This is a genomic window from Mesorhizobium sp. Primo-A (assembly GCF_003997175.1).
Classification (GTDB): Bacteria; Pseudomonadota; Alphaproteobacteria; order Rhizobiales; family Rhizobiaceae; genus Mesorhizobium; species Mesorhizobium ciceri.
On sequence record NZ_RZTG01000008.1, the window covers coordinates 281389 to 303447 of the forward strand.

A 22059-nucleotide genomic window follows, 5' to 3' on the forward strand; every position below is an offset into this window, starting at 1 on the left:
TATAGACGCTTTTGGCGAACGTCCGGTGTTGGCTTCATCCGCGTCATCAAGAAGGATGCTGACGAGTGAGCATGAGTTCTGCCGCCATCATGGAACTGTTCGATAGTCAAACGCGGCGCGACAGGCGCAAGCGTGGGAAACTGGTGATCGAACAGAAGCCCATTCACCCACTCTTCAAAGATATAACTGGGCGGAAATTCAATCGGCTCACTGCTGCTTCGTATGCCGGTCGAATGGGATCGGATCATGCGTTTGTGTTTGCATGCGAATGCGGGAACGAAATCATCACTAAGGGCTATCTCGTCTCAACGGAAGTCACGCGTAGCTGCGGGTGTCTGCTTGTCGACAAAAACCGAGAAATCAGAACGACGCATGGTCTCTCCCATACTCGGGAATGGCGAATTTGGGCAGGCATGAAAAACAGGTGTCTAAACCCAAGGGTAAAGCGCTTTAGCGATTATGGCGGTCGCGGCATAAAGGTTTGCGACAGGTGGTTGCATGGAGATGGTGAGCGCGGTGGCTTCGAATGCTTCATCACCGATCTAGGTATGCGCCTCTCGTCAAAGCACTCTATCGAGCGCAAAGAAAATGACGGCAACTATGAGCCTGGCAATGTGGCCTGGGCTACCCGACCTGAGCAAGCGAAGAATACGCGTGTAGTTCGGCGGATAGAATTTCGCGGTGAGACCAAAACTAGCCACGAGTGGGCTTCAGCGGTCGGCATCTCCTCAAATGAGATTAATAAGCGCCTCCGCCGCGGTTGGTCGGTGGAGCGCGCACTAACGCAGCCTATGAGGGAACGGACATGACTGAGATACGTGAATACGTTCCTGGCACCAAGATCACCGAGTCTGGCGCATATAAAAATGTGCCTATGGAATTTTATCACGGTCAGCCGACGGACGGGCCATCGATCAGTTCCAGTGGATTGCGCACCATCTTCAATGAGAGCTTAGCCCACTACTGGGATAAGTCGCCGCTAAACCCTGACCGGCAGGAATTCCAGGACACCGAGGCCACCATCTTGGGCCGTGCAGCGCACTTTTTGCTGCTTGGAGAAGCCGACTTCTCCAACTTCTTCGTCATACGCCCTACTGAGGCGCCGGACGGTCGCGCTTGGAATGGGAACAACGCGACTTGCAAGCAGTGGCTGGCTGAGCGTGCGCTGGAAGGACTGACAGTCCTCAAGCCAGAGCAACTCGAGTACATCAAGGGCATGTCGAAGACGCTGGCCGCTGAGCCGCCGGTGCAGGGCGGCATCCTCAACGGCATGGTCGAGCTCTCGCTGTTCTGGCAGGATCCTGAAACTGGGATATGGCTGAAGAGCCGGCCGGATGCGGTTCCCAACGATTCCGATGCCGCTGATTTGAAATGCGTTTCGGACATCACCGACGATGGCATCTCGCGCGCTCTCGGGGAAAGAGGGTATCACCAACAGGCCGCCCTCGTGAACGAGGCCATGAGCGTCGTTCTGCGCCGACAGATGGAAAACTTCTATCTCGTCTACGTCGAACAGAAGCGTCCGCATTGCGTGCGCATCGACACCGTCGACCCGAAAGAGATCGACGCCGGCACCGCCGAGAACCATGCAGCGCTGCGCCTGTTTAGGAAGGCGCTGGACACCGGGTACTGGCCTGGCCCGAAGAACCTTTCTGGCGACGGCGGATTCGTGCGGCGCACGCCGTGGTCGAGAACACAGGCTGAGCGGCGCCTTGCCCTCATAGAGCAGGAGTTAGCAGCTTGAACGAGATTACCCGCCAGCCAGAGGGCGAGACGTACCGGCCTTCGGCCGCGATTGATCCTACCCGCTTGGAATACCTTTGGACGCTCACGGAGCGCATTGCATCATCGAGTCTGGTTCCGGAAAGCCTTCGCACTGAAGGGCCGGCAAACAAGAAGACCGATCTGCCTCGCGACGTAATTGTCGCCAACGTGTTTGCCGTTGTCGAACAAGCGGACCGCTGGAACATCTCACCATTTGCTTTGCTCGCCTGCGCCGCCATCGTCCACGGCCGGCTCGGGTTCGAAGGCAAGGTGATTGCGGCCGTCCTCGAATCGCTGTTCCACATCAAACTCCACCACTACTTCACCGGCGATCCGCGGAGCGAGCAGCACCACATCTATCTTTGCGACGAGCCCCTCCCAGATGACATCATCGCGGAACTGAAGCCAGGCTACCGCCACCCGCGCTTCAAGATCATGGATGGGTCGGTCGCTGAGTGGAAGACGACCGGTAACGGTTCACCTTGGCGGCCGGCCACCTATACCAAGATGCTGGTCTACCGCGGAAGTCGCGAATGGCCACGGGTCTACAAACCCGGTGCCATCATGGGCGTTCTTGGTGATGATGAACTCTATGAGATCGGCATGGAGCGCCAGGCACAGCTTGCGCGGGATATCACTCCATCGCTCAACGAGCGCTTCGGCGGCAGGCAATCGGCCGACGGCTTCAATCCCGACAACGTGAAGCAACTGACCAACTCCGGCCAGGTCGCCATGGAGACGATCGACCCGAAGACCGGAGAGATTCTGAAAACTGAGGTACAGCGCACAGCGGCGGTTACGGAAAAGACCACGTCGTCATCTGCGAAAGCGGCCTCAGCAAAGCCGGCATCTGACGATGCTGGCCGGAGCGGCGGAAACTCATCCCCGGTTGATGACAGCCGCTCCACCAATTCATCGCAGGGTTCCGATGACCGGAGCAAGAGCGATGACGGCGGGAAGAGCGAGGGCGCCATCCAGCGCCTTCCCGCCGAACTGTTCAAAAAGTACGCGTCGAGTCTCGCCCGCATGCAGACAGAGGCCAATGTCGACAAGGCCTCCGCCATGTTCTGGCAGGACAACGGCGGCGCACCGAAGGGCGGCGTCGACCGTGCGCTGGCCAAGTCGATCTATGACAAGCAGATGGCGCGCGCCAAGGGCGACACCGATGCCGACGGCCTGCTCGACGAAATCCATGCCGACATCGACACCTCATTTTCAGGATCATCTGACCTATGACCGCGCACGACACCTTCAACCCATCCGAGATGACCAACCCTCCAGTCGAGTCGCCACCTACGGTGCGGGTCGTCGATCTGGAAACACTGTTCTCCGAGCCCGAGCCGAACGGCATCGTGGAGATCGGATACACCGACGTCGTCGCGACCCGGACCGATTTGTTTGGCGAGCCGACGCAATGGGAGGTGCGACCAGGGAAGGGATACTTGGTCAATCCCCTGCAGCCCATTCCGGCCGAGACAATGGCGGTCCACCACATCATGGATTGCGACGTCGTCGGCGCGCCGGTGTGGCGCGAGGTTCACCCGCTGGTCTTCGATGTCGACGTCGTCGCCTACGCCGCCCATGGGGCTGAATTCGAGCGCAAATGGTTGAGCGAGGAGATCACCGGCAAGGCTCCGTGGATCGATACCTACCGGTGCGCCCTCAACCTCTATCCTGACTCACCGACATTCAAGAACAACGGCCTGCGCTATTACCTGCGGCCGGAGGGCATCGACCGCGAACTGTGCATGCCACCGCATCGGGCGCAGCCGGACTCCTACGTCACGGCGCATACCGTGCGAGACATGCTGAACGCCGGCCACGCCATCGAGCAGCTGGTGAAATTCACCAACAACCCGGCGCCGATCCCAACCTGCAAGATTGGCGACACCTACTACAACGGCGGCAAGGGAACGCCGTGGAAGGACGTTGAATGGTCCATGCTAACGTGGATCTTAAAGAAGGATTTCGGCGAGGACGTCGTCTTCACCGTCCGTCGCGAGATGGAGCGCCGAGAGGTCGACCAGCGGCTTGAGAACGAGCGCGTCGACCTCAACAGGCAGTTCAAAGCCAACAGCCTGCCCGAGACGCCACCGGCCCAGGAACTGCCGCCTGTGGCGGCATACGAGACCCAGGAGATGTTTCCGCTATGAAATTCACCGCAGCCGCGAAGGCCTTCGCTGACGCAATGAGCGTCGCAGGGAAAATCATAGAATCCCGGAACACGATTCCGATCCTCAGCAATGTGGTCATCGCCGCAAGGGGCGATACCGTCACGCTGAAATCGACCGATCTTGATCTGGAGATATCTCTGGAATTCAAGGCAGATGTGACAAGCCCCGGTGCGACCTCCGTGCCCGGCCGACTGCTCGGCGATATCTTGCGCAAGATGGCCCCGGGCGCCGAAGTCACCTTCGAGAGCGAGAAGGATGGCCAGGTTGCCAGCGTCGGCGCCGGCCGGTCGAAGTTCAGGCTGCAGACCCTGCCTGAGACGGACTATCCCGTGATGTCGAACGGCAACTATTCGCACACCATTGAATTCGCCGGTGACGTCCTGCTTGAGGCGCTGTCCAAGGTTCAGTTCGCCATCTCGACGGAGGAAACCCGCTATTACCTCAATGGCGTGCATTTCAATCACGACAGCGAACACCCTGGCGCCATCACCTTCGTGGCAACCGACGGGCATCGGCTGGCCAAGTCTTTCCGTGAGCCGAGCGGCGACGTCGAGAACTTCCCGCCAATCATTGTTCCGCGCAAGACCGTCGGCGAGATCATTACGCTGGCCAAGAGCGCCGGCGCCGAAGCGGTCAAGATCGAGGTGAGTGAGAACAAAATCCGGGTGATGTCGGGAACCACGGTGCTCACGAGCAAACTCATTGATGGCAGTTTCCCTGACTATCGCCGCGTCATCCCAGCTTTGACCAATACGATCGCCACGGTCGACTCCAAAGCGCTGTCGGCTTCCGCGGACCGCGTCACTACCATCTCCAATGAGCGCGGCCGCGCGGTCAAGCTCACGTTCGAGGAAACCAAGCTGAGCCTGGCGGTCAACAATCCCGACCACGGGTCGGCGGAAGAAGACATCGACATTGGCTACTCCGGCGCCAAACTCGAGATCGGTTTCAACGCCAAATACCTCAGTGACATATGCAGCGTCATTGGCGCCGGCGAAGTCCGCATGAGCCTGACCGACGCCGGCAGCCCAACGGTCATCACGACAGACAAGGATCCGGCCTCGCTGTACGTTCTCATGCCGATGCGTGTGTAACCATGGCCGATTCAACAGAAAGCACGAACAGGCACATCGGACACGTCCGCAAGGCCATTCATCATTTCTGCCACCTCATGGATGTCCGCGCGGAATTCCATGACATGTCGAAGTTTACACCGACCGAGAAAGGTCCGCTGGATGAACTGATGACCATCATCGAACGAGACGGGCCGGCGCCGCATGGGACTGATGAGGCGCGCCGGCGGACGGCGATGCTCGGCGAGATGATCACGCACCATCACGCGAATAACGACCACCATCCAGAATTCCACTTGGAGCGCGGCATCTCCGGCATGACGCTGATGAGTCTCGTGGAAATGTTTTGCGATTGGCGAGCAGCCAATGTCGATCGAGACGCCGGGGAGCCGATGAACCTCTCCTACTCGATCGACAAGTACAAGATCGATCCGATGCTGGCAGACATTCTCAGGAACACGGCCGCAGACCTGGGGTGGGCTGTGAAATGACAAAGGATGCGAAAATGGCCAACAAGCACACCGTGGCAACCGACGCCCTTGAAACACTCGGAACGCACCCCATCCCCGACAACAGCGGACGAGACGCCATCCACCTTGCTGTTGAGCCGGTCGTGGCCGGTGTCAGGCTTCGCCCGGGCGAGCGCGTCAAAATCGAGAAGGGCTGCGCTGTCCCGGCGCGCCATGACGCCACCGGTATAGTTGACCCGTTCCTAGGCGGTCTTGTTCAGTCCGGCCAGCGCTTCTGGTTCGTCGTCCTTCCGCGCACCATCACGTCGCTACGGCACGTCTGGAGCCATCCATCATTCCCGGAAGAGGCGACGTTTCACGCAGACGCTGACGAACACTACGTTGCGCCCGCGCCGCCGAACAAGGAAACTTCTGAAGCATGGCTCCGCGAGTTTGTGAAAAACTCTGATTGCCCTGGCTACGAGGCTGTCATGGCCGCCGCAGTCGGCGATGGTGCAGAAAGTTGGGATGACGACTACCTGCACTTCAACGGCCAAGACGCTCATGGCAAAATCCCGCCTGAATTCTGGGATCACGTCGAGGTCGTCACCGGTCAGAAAATCACCAAGCGCGCCATCTACTTTTCGTGCGGATGTTGAGCAGATGACTCTCTCCTCAATCCGAGCTCACTTCCGGTGCGACGGCTGCGTCGGCGCCATGACATTCGACATGGACCCGGCGGAGGCAATTCCGAAAGGCGCGTCCCTGCACGACATGGCCATGGAGACCGTGCGCGCCGGCACGCCGCGCGAGGGCGGGATGTCATCCGTCTAGGGCGACATGTGTCTCTGCGGCAAGTGCACGACCATCGTCGACGCCTATGTGACTGAAGATCGAAATGCGACGGCAAACGAAGTTAATGCCGCGCTGAACAAGAAAGCGGGTGTTTGATGGGTGGTATCAACAAGGTCTTGATCGTTGGCCACGTCGGCAAAGATCCCGAGATCAAATCCTTCAACAACGGCGACAAGGTGGCGAATTTCTCCATCGCTACGAGCCAGTCCTGGAAGGACAAGCAATCCGGCGAGCGCAAGGAGCGAACCGAGTGGCACAACATTGCCGTCCGCAATCAGGGCACGGTCGGCATCGTCGAGAAGTACGTGAGGAAGGGAAGCCTGGTCGGCATCTTCGGGGAACTGCAAACCCGAAAATGGCAGGACCAAGCCGGCAACGACAAGTACATGACTGAAGTCGTCATCGCGCCATTCAATGGGGAATTGTACCTGCTCGGCGCCAAGAATGATGGCGACGGTGGCCGCAGCGAGCGCCAGGATGATCGCGGTGGCGGTGGCGGCAACTCTGGTGGAGGCCAGTCGTCGCGCGGCGGCGGATCGTCCGGAGGTGGCGGTTCATCCGGCGGCGGCTTTGGTGGTGGCGGATTGGGCGACGAAGTGCCGTTCTAATGATCTGCAGGAACTGTTCCGAGGATAAGATCGTCGATGATTTCTACGACAAACACAGCACCTGCAAAGAGTGTGTCAAGCGCCGCGTGCGAGAGCGCGCAAGAACAAACCCGGCGGTGCAGGAATATGATCGCAATCGTGCCAAGCGCCCAGACCGGAAAGCCAAGGCGAGGAAAATAACGATGGCTTGGCGAGAAGAGAACCCGGTTGCCTATAAGGCGCAGACCGCCGTTAGCAATGCGGTGCGCGACGGCAGACTCTTCAAACAACCGTGCGAATTTTGCGGAGACGATGAGGTTCACGCTCATCACAGAGATTACACCAAACCGCTGGAAGTCGTCTGGCTCTGTCCGAAGTGCCACCATCGGCTCCATGCGTTGTTCCCGGAACTCGAGGGAAAGAAAAAGGCAGGATGATATGAACGACTTCTTCACCTTCGCCGGCGCGCATCCGGCGGTCACCTTCTTCCTCGCATGGGGGATCTGGCCGGTTTGTTGGACCGTGCAGGCCGTTTTGACGACGCCGTTCTCCCTCGCCTTCAAAGCCTATAACCGGAGACTGCGCTCGCTCAATATCCGCGCCCATGGCTGGCCGGCCAATCCGCTCATGGATGCCGACGGCGATATAATCCATCCGCCGGTGGCCAATGTCTGATCTGGTCGTTACCTGCCCCAAGACCTTCTGGGAAGAATGGATCGCTGAAGGCGACCCAGTCGGGGCCGCATGGTCAGGCACCGAATGGGGCTGGTATCTGACGTCCCGCTCACGCCCGCCAATCAACGTCGGCGATCGCCTCTATGTGGTCGCCCATGGCCGGCTACGCGGGTATGCGCCGGTCACTGCGCTGCGCGGACTCAGCTTCGATCTGAAGGACGGCTCCGACGGCGTCCGCGGCGTCTACATGGACGCAGCCGATCTCGATGCTTCTCCGCCATATCACGGGGTTGACCAATGGTGCATCTGCCGGCGCGGCGATGCGGTGGCTGTCACCATTCCGGGGCCAGTGAAGGGCTTCCAGGGATGGCGCTACGCTTGGTGGCCTCGCGAGCAGGAAATCCCATTCCCCAATTGGAGGGCGGTCGCATGAACGCGCTGGCGCAACCCAGTCTGTTCGACGACATGCAGATGACGGCCGTCTTCGGCGGCTGGGACAACATCTATCGCTACGAGCTCCGGCGCGTATGGAATGCCGACCTTCCAATGCTGGTCGTCTGCATGCTCAACCCAAGCACGGCAGACCATCAGAAGAATGATCCGACAATCCTGGCGCTGATCCATTTTGCGAAGCTGTGGGGCTACGGCGGCCTATTGATCGTCAATCTCTATGCCTTCCGCTCCTCGTCGCCAGCCGTGATGTTTAAGGCGGAAGACCCAGTCGGCCCCTACAACCTCAACAGTGTTCACGCGGCAATCCTTTATGCGCACAACCACGGCGGCAAGATGCTCGCCGCATGGGGCAACGATGGTCAGGATCCATCATTCTGGTTCATCGAGCGAGCGCTCAATCTCGGCGTCGAACTGATCTGCCTTGGCACGACACGGAGCGGTGCGCCCAAGCATCCGATGGCTCGCGGACTGCATCGCATTCCAAGAGACCAGCAACCGATCACATGGAGAACCCGATGAGCAAGAAAGTGACGAAGGCCGATCTCGAACTCCGGGTTGCGACCATCAACGATGAGAAGCGCTTACTGCAACAGAAAGCGGCCACCAGTGAAGCCACCATGAAAGTGGCCTTGCAAGAACGCGATCGGCAAAGCTCCGCCGTCGCCGACTTGAAGACTGAACTAATGACCAAAAGTCTCGAGGTCGCGCGCCTCGAAGGCTACATCACGCGCGCCAACGAGAGCGACCCGTTGCCAGTCCAGCCGGTCTACAGAACGTTCGGCCGTGTCGAGCAGCCATCGTCCGTCGTCAACTCCTATGGCTCGACTTGGTCGGAGCCGCAGACACCGTGGTGGAACCGCTGATGGATCGGCCAATTCCTTTCAGCGCGCCTATGGTGCGAGCCCTGCTCGCCGGCACCAAGACACAAACCCGTCGAGTGTTGAATCCTCAGCCCGCGCACCTCCAGGTCTACGACTGGAAGGGCAAGCGACTGCATGACAGTGAGTATCGGCACTGGTGCTGGAAAGGCCATGTCGGTGCCGACAACTGGGACGACATCACCAGGCAACTTTCACCCTTCCTGCCTCATGCCGTCGGCGATCGCCTCTATGTCCGCGAGGAGATCGAAGCGATGTCCGCAGGCCCGGGATACAAGAAATACCTCCTGTATTCTGCGGATGCCAAACCGTCGTTCGACCATAGCTGGCCGGCGGAATGGCAGCGCGACAAAGCGCGCCCCATGCATATGTTCAAGAGGTTCTCCCGCATGACGCTGCCGGTGACCGGCGTGCGCGTCGAGCAGCTGCACGACATCACCCAGGCCGGCACCATTGCGGAAGGCATCGAGCGCATACCATACGAAGGCAAGATCCCCGATCACGTCGGCCAGTTCGGCTGGAAGGACTATCGCAAGGATCATCCGCACAGCGTCGTGCCTTACCATGACGAGAACGCCGTGCTGTCCTATCGCTCTCTCTGGGAGAGCATCAACGGCGTCGGCTCCTGGGACACCAACCCGTGGGTCTGCGTCACCAGTTGGTCGCACGTCATCCACCAGAACATCGACAAGGTGAAGCCATGACCGAACAGGAACACCTCGACGCCGCACTGCTCGCCTTCATGAGGGTCATCAACGAGCGAACTGATGACAACTACGTGGCCGAACTGAAGCGCGACAATGCCGATGAGTACCGGATGATGTGCGCCGCAGTCGGCGCCGCCATGGAAGCAGGGAACAAGCGGCGCGTGCAGGATCTGCTCGAGGCGAACAACCGCTATCTCCAAGAGGCTCGCGACGCGCGCGCTGAACTCAAAGCCCTTCGGGATGACGCCAATGGCTGACGTCACCGGACCGACTTCATCTTTGCCTGGCTCGTCTCATGACTTTCCCGATGGGACGATGTGCGACGACCATCCCGATCGCCCTGCCGTTGCTCGGATACAGGGGGAGACGGACAGTTTTGGCAGTGAGCGCAACGACATGTGCCAAGAGTGCTTGGATGAGCACCGTGAGTACATGAAGAACGCCGACCATTCCGGCGCCTGCGATTGGTGCAAGCAGCACAAGCCTCACCTGCGACCGCAGCGCGATTACGAGGAAGGCATGTCGGGACGGGTGTATGAGGTTTGCGACGCCTGCATCAAGCGCGTCAATGACGAGGCGCGCGCCGAACTGGACGCCTACGACGATGACCGTGACGACTATGGGGACGATTACGATGACTGAGCCCCGCAACCTGTCAGCACCCGAGATCCTCTTTCTCAAACTGGAGACGAGCGGCCTTTACCGCAAAGACATCTCCATCGACGACTCGGCCCAACCATGGTGCCCCGAGATCGCGGCGGCGCTCTGCAATCGGTCGGGCCTGATCACGAACCATTTCGCTCACATGGTCAAATCCGACGGCCGCACGATCAAGGAGAACGCCGAGAAGGTGCACGGCATTTCGGCGCGCGCGAGTTCGCAGGTCGGCATACCCGAGCCCCGAGTCCTGGGCGCGCTCAGCGACATGCTCAAGACGGCGCCGCTCGACAGTCACATTAAGGTCGTCACATTCGGCGACATGGACCGCATGGTGGTGGCCAGCCTTTTCGCCCGGTTCGCGCTGGCGAGCGGCAAGAAATCGGACGCCTATGACCGGCTATGGCTCAACCGGCCGCTGATCGAGTTCATCGACCTGCAAAAGCCCTATGCGCAGCAACTGTGCAAGCTACCGAGCGAGTTCGAAGGCGGCCTGGGCGATTTCAAATGGCCGTCTCTGGACGAGGCCGGATCGATCATTCTCGGCCAGCCGGCGCATGAAGGGCTGCGGGATGCGTGGTCGGATCTCGTCACCATGAAGGCGCTCTATTTCAGGTTCGCCGAGATGGGCCTGTTCGAGCAGGACGTGGCGGCCTGATGCAGTTCTCCCCGCAGCAAGCCGACGCGATCGACGCCGTCAGCGCCTGGCACAAGGCGAAGGAAAAGCAGGTGTTCCGCGTCTTCGGGTACGCCGGCACCGGCAAGACCACGCTCGCCCGGCACTTTGCCGAAGGGCTGAAAGGTCGCGTTCTCTATGCGGCCTATACCGGCAAGGCCGCCATGATGATGCGGAAGAACGGTTGCCTGAACGCCAGCACCATCCATTCCACGATCTATGCCGTCGACGTCAACAAGACCACGGGCGCGACCAAGTTCATCCTCCGCCACAAGAGCGAGTTCGAAGGCGTCGCGCTCTTGGTCATCGACGAGTGCTCGATGGTCGATCAGGATATCGGCCAGGAAATCCTTTCCTTCGGCATCCCGGTCCTGGTCCTCGGCGACCCGGCCCAGTTGCCACCAGTCTCTCCCGGCGCTGGATTCTTCACCGAATGCGACCCAGACGTCATGCTGACGGAGATCCATCGGCAGGCGGCCGAGAGCCCGATCATTCAAATGGCCACGATCGTCCGCGAAGGCGGCCAACTCAAATATGGCGCCTACGGCACAAGCGAAGTCATCAAACGCTCCTATCTGGTGCAGGACCACGTCATGAAGGCTGATCAGGTTCTCGTCGGCCTGAACAAGACGAGGGCCGGCTACAATCAGCGCATGCGGGAGATACTCGGGAGAAAGCAGGCGTTGCCGGAGAAAGGCGACCGTCTCGTCTGCCTGAAAAATGACCGCAACATGGGTCTCTTCAACGGCGGGCTGTGGACGACCCTGTACGTCGCAAAGCGCCGCGCTGGCCATATCGAAGACCATTGCGTCGCCATGGATGTCACATCGATCGACTTCGAGATGACGACACCGGTAAAGGTCAAAGCCCGCAAGGAATGCTTTGAAGGCCGGCTGAACGAGGTCAATTGGCAGGAACTGCGCGGCACTCAGCAATTCGACTACGGCTACGCGCTGACCGTGCACAAGGCGCAGGGCTCACAGTGGGACACCGTGTGTCTCTTTGATGAAAGCCGAGCCTTTGCGGACAGCCGGTCCAGGTGGCTCTACACCGGACTGACGCGCGCCGCTGAGAAGATCACGGTGGTGATGTGAACCAGCCATCTCTCTTCGATTTCGCCGAGGAACAGGTCCGGCGCCGTGAGGCCGCCGCGGCTGAACGGCGGCGCGACGCGATCCTGAGCGAGATGGAGAGAAAGCGGTCAACCCATCGGGAATGGAAACCGCTGATCGGAGAACTGCGCAGGGCAACCTGCCTGGCGCTGGCGGCATCGTGCGGGAGGGAATGGATATGACTGGAGATAGGATCTGCTGCGTCAATCCACGTTGCGGACGCACGGCGCCGAGGGACAAGTGCGGCGACTCGGCAGACATCATCTGCCGCCGATGCTGGAAACAGTTACCGAAGCAGATTACCGATCGGTTCAAGGCACTGAGGCGCCGGGACAACAGCCTATCCCGGCTGATCGACAGGCGCTTCGCCGCCGGCACGATGCCGCAATACCGCATCAACATGCTCGGCGAGATGATCGATGCGCAGGCCAAGCGGAACTGGGAAGCGATCCGTGCCTATTTCCGCGATCCGGAAAAGCCGGAAGGGCTTGAGAACTTCCTCGCCGACATCGGCCTTGAGAACGAGACGCCATGAAGATCGCAGCCAACATCGATTTCAATCTCGAGACGTTCCGCGGCCAACGATGCCTGCTTCAAGGCGCATCTGGATCCGGTAAGTCGACCGTCGCTCGGGTGCTGCTCGAGGCGACCTATGGCAAGTTCCAGCAGATCATCCTTGATGTCGAGGACGAGTTCCACACGCTGCGGACGGCCGAGCGCGAATACGCCATCATCGGCGGGGACCATGGCGACGCGCCGCTGAGCAAGACGCAGGATGCCGGCGACCTGGCGCTTACCCTGTTGAAGGTCGGCGTCTCCACAATCCTGCAAATCGGCGACTGGACCCTTGAGGAGAAGCGATCGTTCATCGGCCGGTTTGTCGCCGGCATGATGCGGGCCAAGTCGGATCTCTGGCATCCAACGATCGTCATGCTGGACGAGACACATCTGTGGGCGCCGCAGCAGGGCGTCGTTGCCTCGAGCGAGGCGATCACCCACTTGGCGACCGCCGGCCGCAAGAGGGGCTTTGGCGCCATCTTCGCCACCCAGCGGCTGAGTCTCATCAACAACGACGTGCTCGGCCAGTGCGAGAACAAGTTTCTCGGCCGAGTGGAGCAAAGCGCCGACCGCCGCGCGGTTGCCGATCTGCTTGGTTTTGGACCGCGCTCTTCGGAAGCTGTCGACATGCAGGCGTTCAAGCCGGGCGAGTTCTATGTCGTCGGGCCCGCCCTCGCATCGACACCGGTGCGCGATCGCATGTTCAAGGCCTCCACGGAGGCGCCGAAGCCCGGCAGCACCGTTCTGCCGTCGGCAACGCCTGCCGCCATCCAGCGGGCGCTGGCGGAACTAGTGAAGGCCTCCAAGGCGCCGCCGACGGTCGATCAAAAGAGTACGGCGCCGCGCGCGGCCGATCCGGCTGAGATCGCCACAGCCGAGAAGCGAGGCTTCGCGCGCGGCTATGGCGAGGGAATGGACAAGGGGCGAGAGGATGGCTTTGCCGCCGGCGCCGAGGCGATCCGGGTGGCGCTTGAGGAGTTCCTCGACCGGCCGCGGCCGCCGAAGCCCGTCCATATCGGCGTCGATCTTGCAGGCGGACCGGATCAAACGGTGTGGACCGAGATCGGCCCGGTCAGCATGCCAAGCGGTGCAGAGGCTATCGATATCACGCATTTGGTTTCGAAAGGCCCACAGCGAGAGTTCATCCGCGGCGTAAAGACCCGCGAGCCCGTCTTGGATGGAGGCTACGACGGCCCGTACAATGAGCCGAAAATGTCGCCGAGTTCGCGCAAGGTGGTCGACGCCGTCGTGTCCGCCTACCCGCTCGGCATCAGCCTGCAGGTCGCTGCCAAGCGCGCCGGCATCTCGTCGCGATCGAGCGCATTCCGGAAGTACATGACCGAGGCGGCGGCCTCCCCGCGCATCCAGGACCGCGGCGATGGCCGCTACGTGGCTGTCGAGGCTGAAGCAGGCATCACAGCGCCGCCGGGGCTCGCCGCCTTCAAGGAGCGCCTGCCATCGTCCTACGCACGCATGCTGGGCGCGCTGGAGGCCGCACAGGGCGCGGAGATGGACTTGGACACCATTGCGGACCGCGCGGAGGTCTCACGCACGTCCAGCGGGCTCACCACCGGGCTGCGCGAGCTCGCCGCGCTCGACCTGATCATCAAGACCGACGGCGGCTACCGCCTGTCGCCCGATTTTTTGTGAGGACCACAATGGCAACCATCAATCCGGACGGCGTCAGCATCAAAGGCTGCTCGATCATCTATGCGCCGAAGGGGCAGGCCGGCGAGTATGCGCCACTTGCCACCAATCCCTATCGCGGGTGCGGTCACGGCTGCGCCTATTGCTACGTGCCACTGGTGACCAAGCAGCCGCGGCCGGAGTTCGACGCCGGCGCCGTCGACCGGGCCGACTTCGACAAGCGGCTGCTCGCTGACGCCAAGAAGTATGAAGCGGCTGGCATCACCGAACAGGTCATGCTGTCGTTCACGACCGATCCCTATCATCCAGGCGACAACAGCCTGACTGGACTCGTACTGCATATCCTGGCCGGCCATGGTCTCGGCTTCTGCACGCTGACGAAGGGCGGCAGCCGCGCGCTTCAGGACATCAGCCGATTCCGTCCGGACCGGGATGCGTTCGCAACCACCTTGACCAGCGTCGATGCGCGTTTTTCCCGAAAATGGGAACGCAACGCGGCTGATCCTGATAACCGCATTTCGACGCTGAAGGCTTTCCACAAAGCCGGCATCTTCACATGGGTCAGCCTTGAACCGACGCTCGACATCGAAGCGTCGCTTGCTGTCGTCGACGCCACTCACGAGTTCGTTGATCTCTACAAGATCGGCAAAGCGAACTATCTGAAGGAGATCACGAGGACGACGGATTGGCCGGGTTACACCCTGCGCATGATCGACAAGATGCAGGCGCTCAGGAAGAAGCACTATATCAAGCGCGACCTCCAATCTTTCCTCCCGGCCGGCTATCATAATCCGCTGCGCGTCCGGCAGAACCACGCGGCAGTCGCCTGATGGCCGGTCGAGTCCCCTACCATCCCGAAGCCTTCACCAACTCCCCGGTCAAAGGCCAGAAGCGGCCACGCAAGGAAGACGGTGCCCATTTGAGATGGATCCGCGGCCTACCTTGTTTGATCAGCGGCAAGCGGCCGGTCGACGCCGCGCATGTCCGCTATGCCGATCCGGTCTACGGAAAGGGTGAAACCGGTGGCGGCCGGAAATCTGATGATAGATGGACAGTTCCCCTTCATCGGTCGCTGCACACTGAGGGGCCTGACGCGCAGCATGCGGGTGGGGAGCGCGCCTTCTGGGAGAAGCACCTCATCGACCCGCTTCGCGTCGCCCTAGCGCTCTACAACGTCACTGGGGACGATGAGCAGGCAGAACTGATCATTCGAAATGCGAGGAAGACATGACCAATTCAGCGCCACTATGTTCCATTGATGGATGTGCGAAGACGCAGAAAAGCCGAGGCTTGTGCAGCGCTCATTATGAACGATTGAGATCGCATGGCGATCCACTGTATGGCGGCGATCTTGGGACGACGCATGGCGAACCAGAGCACTTCTACAAAGAAACGGTCGTGCCATTTCGTGGCGACGAGTGTTTGGAATGGCCGTATGCACGATCAGGCGTCGGCTACGGGCAAATGCGGATCAACGGCAAATCGCACAACGTCCACCGCCTTATTTGTCGTGAAACACATGGGCGTCCACCGACACCAGACCATCAAGCCGCTCATTCATGCGGCAATCGGGCCTGTGTAAATCACCGGCATCTTTCTTGGAAAACGCAGGCCGAAAATGAACTGGACAAGATCCAGCACGGCACAATGCCGATCATCAAAAATGGGAGGTGGGCAAGTGTTAGAGAATTATGACGCATGGAAGCTGATGACGCCCGAAGAGGACAACGAGTCCCGCGGCGGCAAGCTCTGCCCTTGGTGCGGCGCCTATTCGCCTCGCCAGTGCGATCTTGAGGAAGAGACTGGCGGCGTCTGCCCTTGGGAAGAGAGCGAGCCTGACCCGGACGACATCATGGAGGCGCGGCGCGAAGACCGCGAGTTCGAAGCCGGCCATCCTCACAATGGAGACGATTTCTGATGACTGACGAAATAGCCAAGTGCGACATCTGCGGCGAGCCAATGCCGGCCGGTGAGCAAATGTTCAAGTTCCACGGCTATAGTGGACCGTGTCCGAAGCCGCCGCTGCCGACCATCGAATGCCACGGTCTCGACACACAGGAGCGAGTTTGCTTCTACGAGCAGGATTTCTATGTCCTGTCGAATTTCTCGGCCTTCACCATTATGTGGGAGTGGACGCCGCGCGACGGTCTAGCCCGGTTCGATACGTCAGAAGCGGTCTACCATTTTATGAAATTCAAGCCAGGCGTTCCGACTGCGGAGCAGTGGAGTTTGATGCACAACATCATCCTCGCGCCGTCTGCGCATGAGGCGTTCAAAATCGCTGAACGCAACAAGCATCATCGCCGGCCAGACTGGGACTACGTTAAGGTCGACGTCATGCGTGAGATCCTCCACGCTAAGGCCGATCAGCACGAATATGTGCGCCGGAAACTCCTTGCGACTGGCGATCGCCAGTTGGTCGAGAATTCATGGAGAGATGACTTTTGGGGTTGGGGACCAAACCGCGACGGCCAGAACATGCTCGGCAAGCTCTGGATGGAGATACGTGACGAGATTAGAGCGGCGGCGTGATGGCTACCGTGTTCCTCGACTGCCCGAACAACAGCACCCTGTTCACGACGTGCTGCGAAGTGGCGATCTGTGACGATCAAGAAGTTTGCCCGCACTGCCGTCAGGATGTTGAGCCAAAAAACCGACTGTCCCGCTGGGAAACGGCTTACGGGCCAATCCGCCGCAAAGAGCGCTGGTACGGCAATTGGTATCCGAACCATGGCAAGGGGCGCGGCTACAAAGGAGAAACAACGCATGTTTGACATACTGGACCCATTTAACGGACCGGTCATTCCAGGTCTTGAGAAGTTCGAAACTGTTTATGCCAAGGAACAGCCGCAGTATCGGCCGCTGCGCACCCTGCCTGGTCGCAAAGGAGTGAGCGCCATCAGCAGGTTCAGTCTGACAGACAGTCAGCGCCAGGCTATCGCCAATGGCGCGGATATCTATCTCGAACTGCTTCACTTCGGAGGTCCGCTCGCCCCCAGCCTGCTCATGGTGTGTGAGCCGGCTGACACGGATGATTTCCGCGGTTGGTGGCGGGCACAGACCGACGGTCCTTATGCGGTGCGGAGCGAGCAGTCATGACCGAAGATCAGATCAAGCACATGGTCGACCGGTTCCTCCAATGGCGCCTGCCAGAGAATTTCAGTCCTGACGCGGGCATCAGCTTCAAGAAGACGTTCAACGAGAACAGCCAGTTCGGACCAATGGAGCACAAGCCAATCGGCACCAATCTGTTCGACGCCATCCAGGCCACGGCCATGGTGCAGCACATGCTTGAGGGGATGCCAGACGCCGTACGAGGCGATGACGACAAGTGCGGCCTCTGCGGAAGGGCCGCGAGATGCGAAGCTTGTGCCGAAATCAACGAAGTCGGTAGCCGTCTCGAAGTGTCCGAAAAACAGATACAATCTTCGGACACCCCGATGCAGGAGCGCGCGCAGCGCAAATTCTACAATGCCTGCCTCATTCTAATGAACCTCGATATGGATGAGCTTGTAGGGGCCGGCGTCATTGAACCGGGAAACCTCGACCGCGGCGGCAGTTCATGGGAGCGGTTCAGTCGCGACCCTCTGACCTTCATCGCCAAGATAGGCGACGGACAGCGCAGTGCGCTTTGGCGCCTCATCGAGTCTCGACAGCCGAACCATGCGAAGGAGGATTGAATGTCCGTGCGCACCACTGCCACGCTAACTTTTGGCGCGTCGATCACTCTGAACGAAACCGAGGTCAGAGCGCTTGAAGCCATGATTGGATATGGCGCCGACGCATTCCTGAAAGTCTTCAAGGAAAAACTCGGCGAACACTACATCCGAGACCACCAGGAAGGAGTGAGATCGTTCTTCAAGGCGGTAGGCAGGGACGTTCTACCTGCCCTTCGTGATATCGATGAGGCCCGGAAGGATCTCCAGAAGGCAGCCGAAAAGCGAGCGGAGGCAATCAAGACAGCAAAGGAAGCGAGCGCATGACCGTTCAAGCCGATCAATGGGATCCAGCGGTCCGCGGCCAAAAGGTGTCGGATGCGACCGGCCGAGTGATCTACCGCTACCAGATGCCGGTCCAAGAGCACTTCACCATGAAACTGCCGGCCGGCGCCGAGATCATCCGCATGGCGGATGTGGCCGGCATGTTCTGGCTGTGGGCCGTCGTCCGGACCGACGTGCCCGACGAGGAGCGGCATTTCCATGCGTTCAAGACCGGCGGCGCGATCCCTGGCGAACTCAACCTGAAATACGTCGGGTGCTGCGCGGTCTTCATCCAGATGGAGCTTATGCTCTACATCTTCGAGGATCTCGGCCATGCGGGATAACCTCTACGGCTTCAAGCCGGTCGATCTAGGCCTTGTCGATCTCTCGCCGAAGGAGATGATGTTCTGGCTTTATTGCCCGATCAAGATGGCGGACCGGTTCAAGGTCGTCATCCCGTCAAACCTGCGGCAGTTCGAAGATATCGTGAATGCGGTCTACCGCGACGTCGCCAGCATGAGGTGGCTCGATAGCTACGTCTACATCACCGCCAAGACCCTCTGGGTGACGCACGAAAACCCTGGCAACCGCCGCGGCTGGCACTCCGACGGATTCATGACCGACGACCTGAACTATATCTGGTCGGACTCGAGGGGCACGCTGTTCTGGGAGCCGGACGAGGCAACCACTTTCATCCAAGATCACACGAAATCCCTTGATGAGATGGAAGCCAAGGCCGAGCGTGGGCCGTTCAAGACCTATCCGGACAAGCATCTGCTTCGCCTTGACCAAGGAGTGATCCACCGCGTCGCCGACTTCGAGTCGCCTGGCATGAGGACGTTCGTCAAGATCAGCGTCTCGCGGCACCAGTACCGACTCGCCGGCAATTCGATCAATCATGGCCTGGCACCGGACTGGGCTTATGTCGAGCGCGCCGCTGAGCGCAATACGCCGGAGGTCACCGCTCCGTGACCAGAATTCCGCCAACCAAACTCGACGATCTGCCGATGTTCGCAGGCGACCGCGAGATCGCCGAAGCTTTGGTTGGACGGTTGGCGGCCGAAAAATGGGTGAAGGAACGCCTTCCGACCCTTGCGCAGAGGCCAGGGTTCCCTGCTATTGATGCCTTTCACGGCGGGCGACCTGTGCCGCTCGTCAAGCGCTTCTATGAGAACTACCTCGGCCTGCCGGCGGATGCCAAGGGCAAGCCGGACGGCAAGGAGGATGACAGCGCATGGACAAGACGAAAGCCCCGGGCCTCAAATGGATGAAGCGCGCCGGCGGCATGACGCCTGTTTGGGTCGCTGATGAAGTCGACGTCAAAAAGGGGTTTTCTCCAAAGACGGTGAACTTGTCGGCCCTTGCTGATCAGCCGGAGATGCTAAAGGCGAAATGCGACTCGCTACAAGCCGACATGCTCCTCTGGCGCACCGGATATCGCAATGATCCGACTGCATTCGACGGATCGGTCAAGTCACTGCTCACCATCTACCAGCGCCATGCCGAAAGCCCATTCAAGAAACTGAAGCCGGCATCCCGCCGCACCTACGTTGGCTTTCTCTCCAAGGTTGAGGGCCATATCGGCGCCAGGCGCGTTGATGCGATCAGCGGCGTCGACATCATCCGCTATCACCGCCTCTGGTCAAACGGCGGCGCCAACCTCGCCACCGCGGCGATGTGTCGGTCCATCCTCGAGTCCGCTCTCAGCTTTGGCGTCATGTGCCGGTTCGACGGCTGTGCCGAACTCCTGATGATGCTGCGCGAGGCGAAGAAGTCGCTTCCCCGGTCTTCGCCGCGGACGGCCGTCATCTCCGCCGACCAGGTTGTCGCCGCCAGGGCGGCTGCGCGCGCCGCCGGCCGTCAATCGTCGGCATTGACCTACGCCTTCGCGTTCGAGACGACCTTGCGCCTGTGGGACGTCATCGGCCAATGGTATCCGCTGAACGAAGGCGGCCTGTCTGCCGTACTGGACCCGGCAACTGGCGAGAAATGGTTCGGGCTGCGCTGGGAAGATATCGACGAACATATGGTGCTCAGGTACACGCCGTCGAAGACCAATGAGACCACAGGCAAGCGGATCATCTACCCCCTGTCCAAGGCGCCCATGGTTTTGGAGGAGATCAACCGGGTGCCGCTCGAGAAGCGAGTCGGTCCGATCGTCGTTTGCGAGGACAGCGGCATTCCCTACCGGCCAAAGAATTTCGCCTATCGCTGGCGGCTCGATCGGAAGAAGGCAGGCATCCCGGGAACGATGTGGGCCCGCGATCTCCGCGCATCCGGCATCACCGAGGGCCGCGCCGGCAACGCTTCGCTCGAGGATACGTCGAAGGTCGCCGGGCATAGCGGGACGCAGACGACCGGACGAGTCTATGACCGGGCTGTCTTTGAGGCCGCCGACCGCTTTGCTGACGCCAGAATTAAGGGTCGCGAACAGAGCGGTAACGGGAGCGGTAACGGGCGGTAACGGATTTCCATTTTGTGATGGAAATACAATCGCTTGCGAGTTCGTTATACTAACGAAGCGTTTAGAGCCGCCTGGCCCAACCGGACGCGCCTTGCCGCGAGCCGCTGCCGGGCATAGCGTCTCGCCACATCCAGCCGGTCACCAACAGGGTCTGAAATTCGATGTCTGAAACAGCAAAGTCACGCGCTGCAGCGCTTCCTCACCTGCGTCGCAGCGGGCTTGCCATGGGCGATTCCATTCCCCTGCCGCTGACCATGGCCGCCATCTTTCATGCGCCCGGCGACGCCACCGGCTTCAACCAGTACGGGCGATTCAGCAACCCGACCTGGGACGCGGTCGAGCATATGCTGGCCCATCTGGAGGACGCGCCCTGCGTCGCATTCCCTTCCGGAATGGCGGCAATCTCGGCGGCGTTTTTTGCCGTGCTCAAGGCCGGCGACCGTATCCTGCTGCCATCGGACGGCTATCACACGACACGAGCGCTGGCCGAGCGCTTCCTCAAGCCGCTCGGCATCACCTATGATGCCAGGCCGACTTCGACCTTCCTCGATGGCGGCTTCGATGGCTATCGGCTGGCATTTGTCGAAACCCCTGCCAATCCGGGGCTGGATATCTGCGATATCGCCGCCGTTGCCGATGCTGTCCACAAAGCCGGCGCGATCCTTGTGGTCGACAACACGACCATGACCCCTCTCGGCCAACGACCGCTCGACCACGGCGCCGACATCGTCGTTGCCGCCGACACCAAGGCACCCAATGGCCATTCCGACGTGCTGTTCGGCCATGTCGCCAGTCGCAATGCCGATATCATCGCCGCCGTGACCGGCTGGCGCGAAGTTTCCGGCAGCATTCCCGGTCCGTTCGAAGCCTGGCTGGTGCACCGCGGCCTGGAGACACTGGATGTGCGCTTCGATCGCATGTGTTCCTCGGCGGAAGTCATCGCGCGGCGACTGCAGGGCCACAAGGCAATCAGCGGCCTGCGTTATCCCGGGCTTGAAGGCGACCCGTCGCACAACCTAGCCCGCGCCCAGATGGAGCGCTTCGGCTTTCTCATCTCTTTCGAACTCGCCTCGGAAGACAAAGCCGAGGACTTCATCAACAATTGTGCCCTGATGCAGGCCGCGACATCCTTCGGCGGCGTCCACACCTCCGCCGAGCGGCGCCTGAAGCGAGGCGATGCGGTCTCCGCCGGTTTCGTCCGCCTCTCGGTCGGCTGCGAGCCGGTGGAAGAGCTCTGGAAAGCGATCGAGACGTCGCTGGACGGGATCAGCGGCTCCCGGCTCGGATGAACGGCCGGACAGGCTTGAATCAACAGGCGCGCCCGAGGGCGCAACCTGCTGATTTCAAGAG

At 60.4% G+C, this 22059-nt stretch carries 34 protein-coding genes; 33 read left to right on the forward strand and 1 reads right to left on the reverse strand.

The window, feature by feature from the left end:
* The first annotated feature begins 71 nt into the window (after positions 1-71).
* From EOC83_RS17115 to ssb, 8 genes are all read left to right on the forward strand, one after another.
* Positions 72-809 carry a hypothetical protein gene (locus EOC83_RS17115; RefSeq protein WP_063168454.1) on the forward strand — a complete coding sequence of 246 codons (738 nt, stop codon included), beginning with the start codon at positions 72-74 and terminating at the stop codon, positions 807-809.
* Positions 806-1744, forward strand: coding sequence for a PD-(D/E)XK nuclease-like domain-containing protein (locus tag EOC83_RS17120; RefSeq protein ID WP_063168455.1), 939 nt, complete (start codon positions 806-808; stop codon positions 1742-1744). Before EOC83_RS17115 ends, EOC83_RS17120 begins: the two co-directional genes overlap by 4 nt.
* Positions 1741-3000: a hypothetical protein gene (locus tag EOC83_RS17125; RefSeq protein ID WP_063168456.1), complete on the forward strand. Its 1260-nt coding sequence runs from the start codon at positions 1741-1743 to the stop codon at positions 2998-3000. Before EOC83_RS17120 ends, EOC83_RS17125 begins: the two co-directional genes overlap by 4 nt.
* Entirely contained in the window at positions 2997-3917 is a 921-nt protein-coding gene (locus EOC83_RS17130; RefSeq protein WP_063168457.1) for a 3'-5' exonuclease, read from the forward strand. The genes EOC83_RS17125 and EOC83_RS17130 overlap by 4 nt, the downstream gene beginning before the upstream one ends.
* Entirely contained in the window at positions 3914-5032 is a 1119-nt protein-coding gene (gene dnaN / locus EOC83_RS17135) for a DNA polymerase III subunit beta (protein ID WP_063168458.1), read from the forward strand. The genes EOC83_RS17130 and dnaN overlap by 4 nt, the downstream gene beginning before the upstream one ends.
* Before the next feature lie 2 nt (positions 5033-5034).
* Complete coding sequence (locus tag EOC83_RS17140) at positions 5035-5502, forward strand: DUF5662 family protein (protein ID WP_063168459.1); 468 nt, start codon at positions 5035-5037, stop codon at positions 5500-5502.
* A gap of 14 nt (positions 5503-5516) precedes the next feature.
* The gene (locus EOC83_RS17145) at positions 5517-6119 is read left to right on the forward strand and encodes a hypothetical protein (RefSeq protein ID WP_127224490.1); all 603 of its coding nucleotides are present in this window, start codon (positions 5517-5519) and stop codon (positions 6117-6119) included.
* A 291-nt stretch (positions 6120-6410) separates the two neighbouring features.
* Entirely contained in the window at positions 6411-6923 is a 513-nt protein-coding gene (gene ssb, locus EOC83_RS17150; RefSeq protein WP_342030142.1) for a single-stranded DNA-binding protein, read from the forward strand.
* Here ssb and EOC83_RS32830 read toward each other — a convergent pair.
* Positions 6920-7297, reverse strand: coding sequence for a hypothetical protein (locus EOC83_RS32830; protein WP_063168462.1), 378 nt, complete (start codon positions 7295-7297; stop codon positions 6920-6922). The two genes, ssb and EOC83_RS32830, sit on opposite strands and share 4 nt — an antisense overlap.
* A 43-nt stretch (positions 7298-7340) precedes the next feature.
* Here EOC83_RS32830 and EOC83_RS17160 point away from each other — a divergent pair, with 43 nt between their 5' ends.
* The 25 genes from EOC83_RS17160 to EOC83_RS17280 all read left to right on the forward strand — a co-directional run bounded on the left by EOC83_RS17160 (position 7341) and on the right by EOC83_RS17280 (position 21998).
* On the forward strand, positions 7341-7577 hold the full coding sequence (locus tag EOC83_RS17160; protein WP_063168463.1) for a hypothetical protein: 237 nt from the start codon (positions 7341-7343) through the stop codon (positions 7575-7577).
* Positions 7570-8010, forward strand: a complete 441-nt coding sequence (locus tag EOC83_RS17165; RefSeq protein ID WP_063168464.1) for a hypothetical protein — start codon at positions 7570-7572, stop codon at positions 8008-8010. The genes EOC83_RS17160 and EOC83_RS17165 overlap by 8 nt, the downstream gene beginning before the upstream one ends.
* Positions 8007-8549 (forward strand): DUF1643 domain-containing protein, encoded by a 543-nt coding sequence (locus EOC83_RS17170; protein ID WP_063168465.1) that lies wholly within the window; start codon positions 8007-8009, stop codon positions 8547-8549. Before EOC83_RS17165 ends, EOC83_RS17170 begins: the two co-directional genes overlap by 4 nt.
* Positions 8546-8893, forward strand: a complete 348-nt coding sequence (locus tag EOC83_RS17175) for a hypothetical protein (RefSeq protein ID WP_063168466.1) — start codon at positions 8546-8548, stop codon at positions 8891-8893. The genes EOC83_RS17170 and EOC83_RS17175 overlap by 4 nt, the downstream gene beginning before the upstream one ends.
* A complete protein-coding gene (locus EOC83_RS17180) occupies positions 8893-9612 on the forward strand; it encodes a hypothetical protein (protein WP_063168467.1) in 720 nt (239 codons plus the stop codon). The genes EOC83_RS17175 and EOC83_RS17180 overlap by 1 nt, the downstream gene beginning before the upstream one ends.
* Complete coding sequence (locus EOC83_RS17185; RefSeq protein WP_063168468.1) at positions 9609-9872, forward strand: hypothetical protein; 264 nt, start codon at positions 9609-9611, stop codon at positions 9870-9872. Before EOC83_RS17180 ends, EOC83_RS17185 begins: the two co-directional genes overlap by 4 nt.
* Positions 9865-10257: a hypothetical protein gene (locus EOC83_RS17190; RefSeq protein WP_181172676.1), complete on the forward strand. Its 393-nt coding sequence runs from the start codon at positions 9865-9867 to the stop codon at positions 10255-10257. The genes EOC83_RS17185 and EOC83_RS17190 overlap by 8 nt, the downstream gene beginning before the upstream one ends.
* Positions 10250-10930 (forward strand): hypothetical protein, encoded by a 681-nt coding sequence (locus EOC83_RS17195; RefSeq protein ID WP_063168470.1) that lies wholly within the window; start codon positions 10250-10252, stop codon positions 10928-10930. The genes EOC83_RS17190 and EOC83_RS17195 overlap by 8 nt, the downstream gene beginning before the upstream one ends.
* Positions 10930-12042 (forward strand): AAA family ATPase, encoded by a 1113-nt coding sequence (locus EOC83_RS17200; protein ID WP_063168471.1) that lies wholly within the window; start codon positions 10930-10932, stop codon positions 12040-12042. Before EOC83_RS17195 ends, EOC83_RS17200 begins: the two co-directional genes overlap by 1 nt.
* A 196-nt stretch (positions 12043-12238) precedes the next feature.
* Positions 12239-12595 carry a hypothetical protein gene (locus tag EOC83_RS17205; RefSeq protein WP_063168473.1) on the forward strand — a complete coding sequence of 119 codons (357 nt, stop codon included), beginning with the start codon at positions 12239-12241 and terminating at the stop codon, positions 12593-12595.
* Positions 12592-14268 (forward strand): DUF87 domain-containing protein, encoded by a 1677-nt coding sequence (locus EOC83_RS17210; RefSeq protein WP_063168474.1) that lies wholly within the window; start codon positions 12592-12594, stop codon positions 14266-14268. The genes EOC83_RS17205 and EOC83_RS17210 overlap by 4 nt, the downstream gene beginning before the upstream one ends.
* Before the next feature lie 8 nt (positions 14269-14276).
* The gene (locus EOC83_RS17215) at positions 14277-15095 is read left to right on the forward strand and encodes a radical SAM protein (RefSeq protein WP_063168475.1); all 819 of its coding nucleotides are present in this window, start codon (positions 14277-14279) and stop codon (positions 15093-15095) included.
* Positions 15095-15496 carry a DUF968 domain-containing protein gene (locus EOC83_RS17220; protein WP_063168476.1) on the forward strand — a complete coding sequence of 134 codons (402 nt, stop codon included), beginning with the start codon at positions 15095-15097 and terminating at the stop codon, positions 15494-15496. Before EOC83_RS17215 ends, EOC83_RS17220 begins: the two co-directional genes overlap by 1 nt.
* The gene (locus tag EOC83_RS17225) at positions 15493-15960 is read left to right on the forward strand and encodes an HNH endonuclease (RefSeq protein WP_082826492.1); all 468 of its coding nucleotides are present in this window, start codon (positions 15493-15495) and stop codon (positions 15958-15960) included. Before EOC83_RS17220 ends, EOC83_RS17225 begins: the two co-directional genes overlap by 4 nt.
* Positions 15944-16183, forward strand: coding sequence for a hypothetical protein (locus EOC83_RS17230; protein WP_127224489.1), 240 nt, complete (start codon positions 15944-15946; stop codon positions 16181-16183). Before EOC83_RS17225 ends, EOC83_RS17230 begins: the two co-directional genes overlap by 17 nt.
* The gene (locus tag EOC83_RS17235; protein ID WP_063168478.1) at positions 16183-16797 is read left to right on the forward strand and encodes an NADAR family protein; all 615 of its coding nucleotides are present in this window, start codon (positions 16183-16185) and stop codon (positions 16795-16797) included. Before EOC83_RS17230 ends, EOC83_RS17235 begins: the two co-directional genes overlap by 1 nt.
* Positions 16797-17039 (forward strand): hypothetical protein, encoded by a 243-nt coding sequence (locus EOC83_RS17240; protein ID WP_127224488.1) that lies wholly within the window; start codon positions 16797-16799, stop codon positions 17037-17039. Before EOC83_RS17235 ends, EOC83_RS17240 begins: the two co-directional genes overlap by 1 nt.
* Complete coding sequence (locus EOC83_RS17245) at positions 17032-17364, forward strand: hypothetical protein (protein WP_127224487.1); 333 nt, start codon at positions 17032-17034, stop codon at positions 17362-17364. The genes EOC83_RS17240 and EOC83_RS17245 overlap by 8 nt, the downstream gene beginning before the upstream one ends.
* Positions 17361-17945 carry a hypothetical protein gene (locus tag EOC83_RS33025; RefSeq protein ID WP_181172677.1) on the forward strand — a complete coding sequence of 195 codons (585 nt, stop codon included), beginning with the start codon at positions 17361-17363 and terminating at the stop codon, positions 17943-17945. Before EOC83_RS17245 ends, EOC83_RS33025 begins: the two co-directional genes overlap by 4 nt.
* On the forward strand, positions 17946-18248 hold the full coding sequence (locus EOC83_RS17255) for a hypothetical protein (RefSeq protein ID WP_063168480.1): 303 nt from the start codon (positions 17946-17948) through the stop codon (positions 18246-18248). It abuts the gene before it with no gap.
* Positions 18245-18589: a hypothetical protein gene (locus EOC83_RS17260; protein WP_063168481.1), complete on the forward strand. Its 345-nt coding sequence runs from the start codon at positions 18245-18247 to the stop codon at positions 18587-18589. The genes EOC83_RS17255 and EOC83_RS17260 overlap by 4 nt, the downstream gene beginning before the upstream one ends.
* Positions 18579-19217, forward strand: coding sequence for a hypothetical protein (locus tag EOC83_RS17265; protein ID WP_063168482.1), 639 nt, complete (start codon positions 18579-18581; stop codon positions 19215-19217). Before EOC83_RS17260 ends, EOC83_RS17265 begins: the two co-directional genes overlap by 11 nt.
* Positions 19214-19516 (forward strand): hypothetical protein, encoded by a 303-nt coding sequence (locus EOC83_RS17270; RefSeq protein WP_244514311.1) that lies wholly within the window; start codon positions 19214-19216, stop codon positions 19514-19516. Before EOC83_RS17265 ends, EOC83_RS17270 begins: the two co-directional genes overlap by 4 nt.
* Positions 19513-20709 (forward strand): integrase, encoded by a 1197-nt coding sequence (locus EOC83_RS17275; RefSeq protein ID WP_127224486.1) that lies wholly within the window; start codon positions 19513-19515, stop codon positions 20707-20709. Before EOC83_RS17270 ends, EOC83_RS17275 begins: the two co-directional genes overlap by 4 nt.
* A 161-nt stretch (positions 20710-20870) precedes the next feature.
* Positions 20871-21998 (forward strand): cystathionine gamma-lyase, encoded by a 1128-nt coding sequence (locus EOC83_RS17280; protein ID WP_013530947.1) that lies wholly within the window; start codon positions 20871-20873, stop codon positions 21996-21998.
* Positions 21999-22059 lie beyond the last annotated feature (61 nt).

What these genes read in the sequence shown, in the direction of transcription:
- EOC83_RS17115 (WP_063168454.1), top strand. Translation starts at nt 72, where the DNA reads ATGAGTTCTGCCGCCATCATGGAACTGTTCGATAGTCAAACGCGGCGC.
- EOC83_RS17120 (WP_063168455.1), top strand. Translation starts at nt 806, where the DNA reads ATGACTGAGATACGTGAATACGTTCCTGGCACCAAGATCACCGAGTCT.
- EOC83_RS17130 (WP_063168457.1), top strand. Translation starts at nt 2,997, where the DNA reads ATGACCGCGCACGACACCTTCAACCCATCCGAGATGACCAACCCTCCA.
- dnaN (WP_063168458.1), top strand. Translation starts at nt 3,914, where the DNA reads ATGAAATTCACCGCAGCCGCGAAGGCCTTCGCTGACGCAATGAGCGTC.
- EOC83_RS17140 (WP_063168459.1), top strand. Translation starts at nt 5,035, where the DNA reads ATGGCCGATTCAACAGAAAGCACGAACAGGCACATCGGACACGTCCGC.
- EOC83_RS17145 (WP_127224490.1), top strand. Translation starts at nt 5,517, where the DNA reads ATGGCCAACAAGCACACCGTGGCAACCGACGCCCTTGAAACACTCGGA.
- ssb (WP_342030142.1), top strand. Translation starts at nt 6,411, where the DNA reads ATGGGTGGTATCAACAAGGTCTTGATCGTTGGCCACGTCGGCAAAGAT.
- EOC83_RS32830 (WP_063168462.1), bottom strand. Translation starts at nt 7,297, where the DNA reads ATGGAGCCGATGGTGGCACTTCGGACAGAGCCAGACGACTTCCAGCGG.
- EOC83_RS17160 (WP_063168463.1), top strand. Translation starts at nt 7,341, where the DNA reads ATGAACGACTTCTTCACCTTCGCCGGCGCGCATCCGGCGGTCACCTTC.
- EOC83_RS17165 (WP_063168464.1), top strand. Translation starts at nt 7,570, where the DNA reads ATGTCTGATCTGGTCGTTACCTGCCCCAAGACCTTCTGGGAAGAATGG.
- EOC83_RS17170 (WP_063168465.1), top strand. Translation starts at nt 8,007, where the DNA reads ATGAACGCGCTGGCGCAACCCAGTCTGTTCGACGACATGCAGATGACG.
- EOC83_RS17175 (WP_063168466.1), top strand. Translation starts at nt 8,546, where the DNA reads ATGAGCAAGAAAGTGACGAAGGCCGATCTCGAACTCCGGGTTGCGACC.
- EOC83_RS17180 (WP_063168467.1), top strand. Translation starts at nt 8,893, where the DNA reads ATGGATCGGCCAATTCCTTTCAGCGCGCCTATGGTGCGAGCCCTGCTC.
- EOC83_RS17185 (WP_063168468.1), top strand. Translation starts at nt 9,609, where the DNA reads ATGACCGAACAGGAACACCTCGACGCCGCACTGCTCGCCTTCATGAGG.
- EOC83_RS17190 (WP_181172676.1), top strand. Translation starts at nt 9,865, where the DNA reads ATGGCTGACGTCACCGGACCGACTTCATCTTTGCCTGGCTCGTCTCAT.
- EOC83_RS17195 (WP_063168470.1), top strand. Translation starts at nt 10,250, where the DNA reads ATGACTGAGCCCCGCAACCTGTCAGCACCCGAGATCCTCTTTCTCAAA.
- EOC83_RS17200 (WP_063168471.1), top strand. Translation starts at nt 10,930, where the DNA reads ATGCAGTTCTCCCCGCAGCAAGCCGACGCGATCGACGCCGTCAGCGCC.
- EOC83_RS17205 (WP_063168473.1), top strand. Translation starts at nt 12,239, where the DNA reads ATGACTGGAGATAGGATCTGCTGCGTCAATCCACGTTGCGGACGCACG.
- EOC83_RS17210 (WP_063168474.1), top strand. Translation starts at nt 12,592, where the DNA reads ATGAAGATCGCAGCCAACATCGATTTCAATCTCGAGACGTTCCGCGGC.
- EOC83_RS17215 (WP_063168475.1), top strand. Translation starts at nt 14,277, where the DNA reads ATGGCAACCATCAATCCGGACGGCGTCAGCATCAAAGGCTGCTCGATC.
- EOC83_RS17220 (WP_063168476.1), top strand. Translation starts at nt 15,095, where the DNA reads ATGGCCGGTCGAGTCCCCTACCATCCCGAAGCCTTCACCAACTCCCCG.
- EOC83_RS17225 (WP_082826492.1), top strand. Translation starts at nt 15,493, where the DNA reads ATGACCAATTCAGCGCCACTATGTTCCATTGATGGATGTGCGAAGACG.
- EOC83_RS17235 (WP_063168478.1), top strand. Translation starts at nt 16,183, where the DNA reads ATGACTGACGAAATAGCCAAGTGCGACATCTGCGGCGAGCCAATGCCG.
- EOC83_RS17240 (WP_127224488.1), top strand. Translation starts at nt 16,797, where the DNA reads ATGGCTACCGTGTTCCTCGACTGCCCGAACAACAGCACCCTGTTCACG.
- EOC83_RS17245 (WP_127224487.1), top strand. Translation starts at nt 17,032, where the DNA reads ATGTTTGACATACTGGACCCATTTAACGGACCGGTCATTCCAGGTCTT.
- EOC83_RS33025 (WP_181172677.1), top strand. Translation starts at nt 17,361, where the DNA reads ATGACCGAAGATCAGATCAAGCACATGGTCGACCGGTTCCTCCAATGG.
- EOC83_RS17255 (WP_063168480.1), top strand. Translation starts at nt 17,946, where the DNA reads ATGTCCGTGCGCACCACTGCCACGCTAACTTTTGGCGCGTCGATCACT.
- EOC83_RS17260 (WP_063168481.1), top strand. Translation starts at nt 18,245, where the DNA reads ATGACCGTTCAAGCCGATCAATGGGATCCAGCGGTCCGCGGCCAAAAG.
- EOC83_RS17265 (WP_063168482.1), top strand. Translation starts at nt 18,579, where the DNA reads ATGCGGGATAACCTCTACGGCTTCAAGCCGGTCGATCTAGGCCTTGTC.
- EOC83_RS17275 (WP_127224486.1), top strand. Translation starts at nt 19,513, where the DNA reads ATGAAGCGCGCCGGCGGCATGACGCCTGTTTGGGTCGCTGATGAAGTC.
- EOC83_RS17280 (WP_013530947.1), top strand. Translation starts at nt 20,871, where the DNA reads ATGTCTGAAACAGCAAAGTCACGCGCTGCAGCGCTTCCTCACCTGCGT.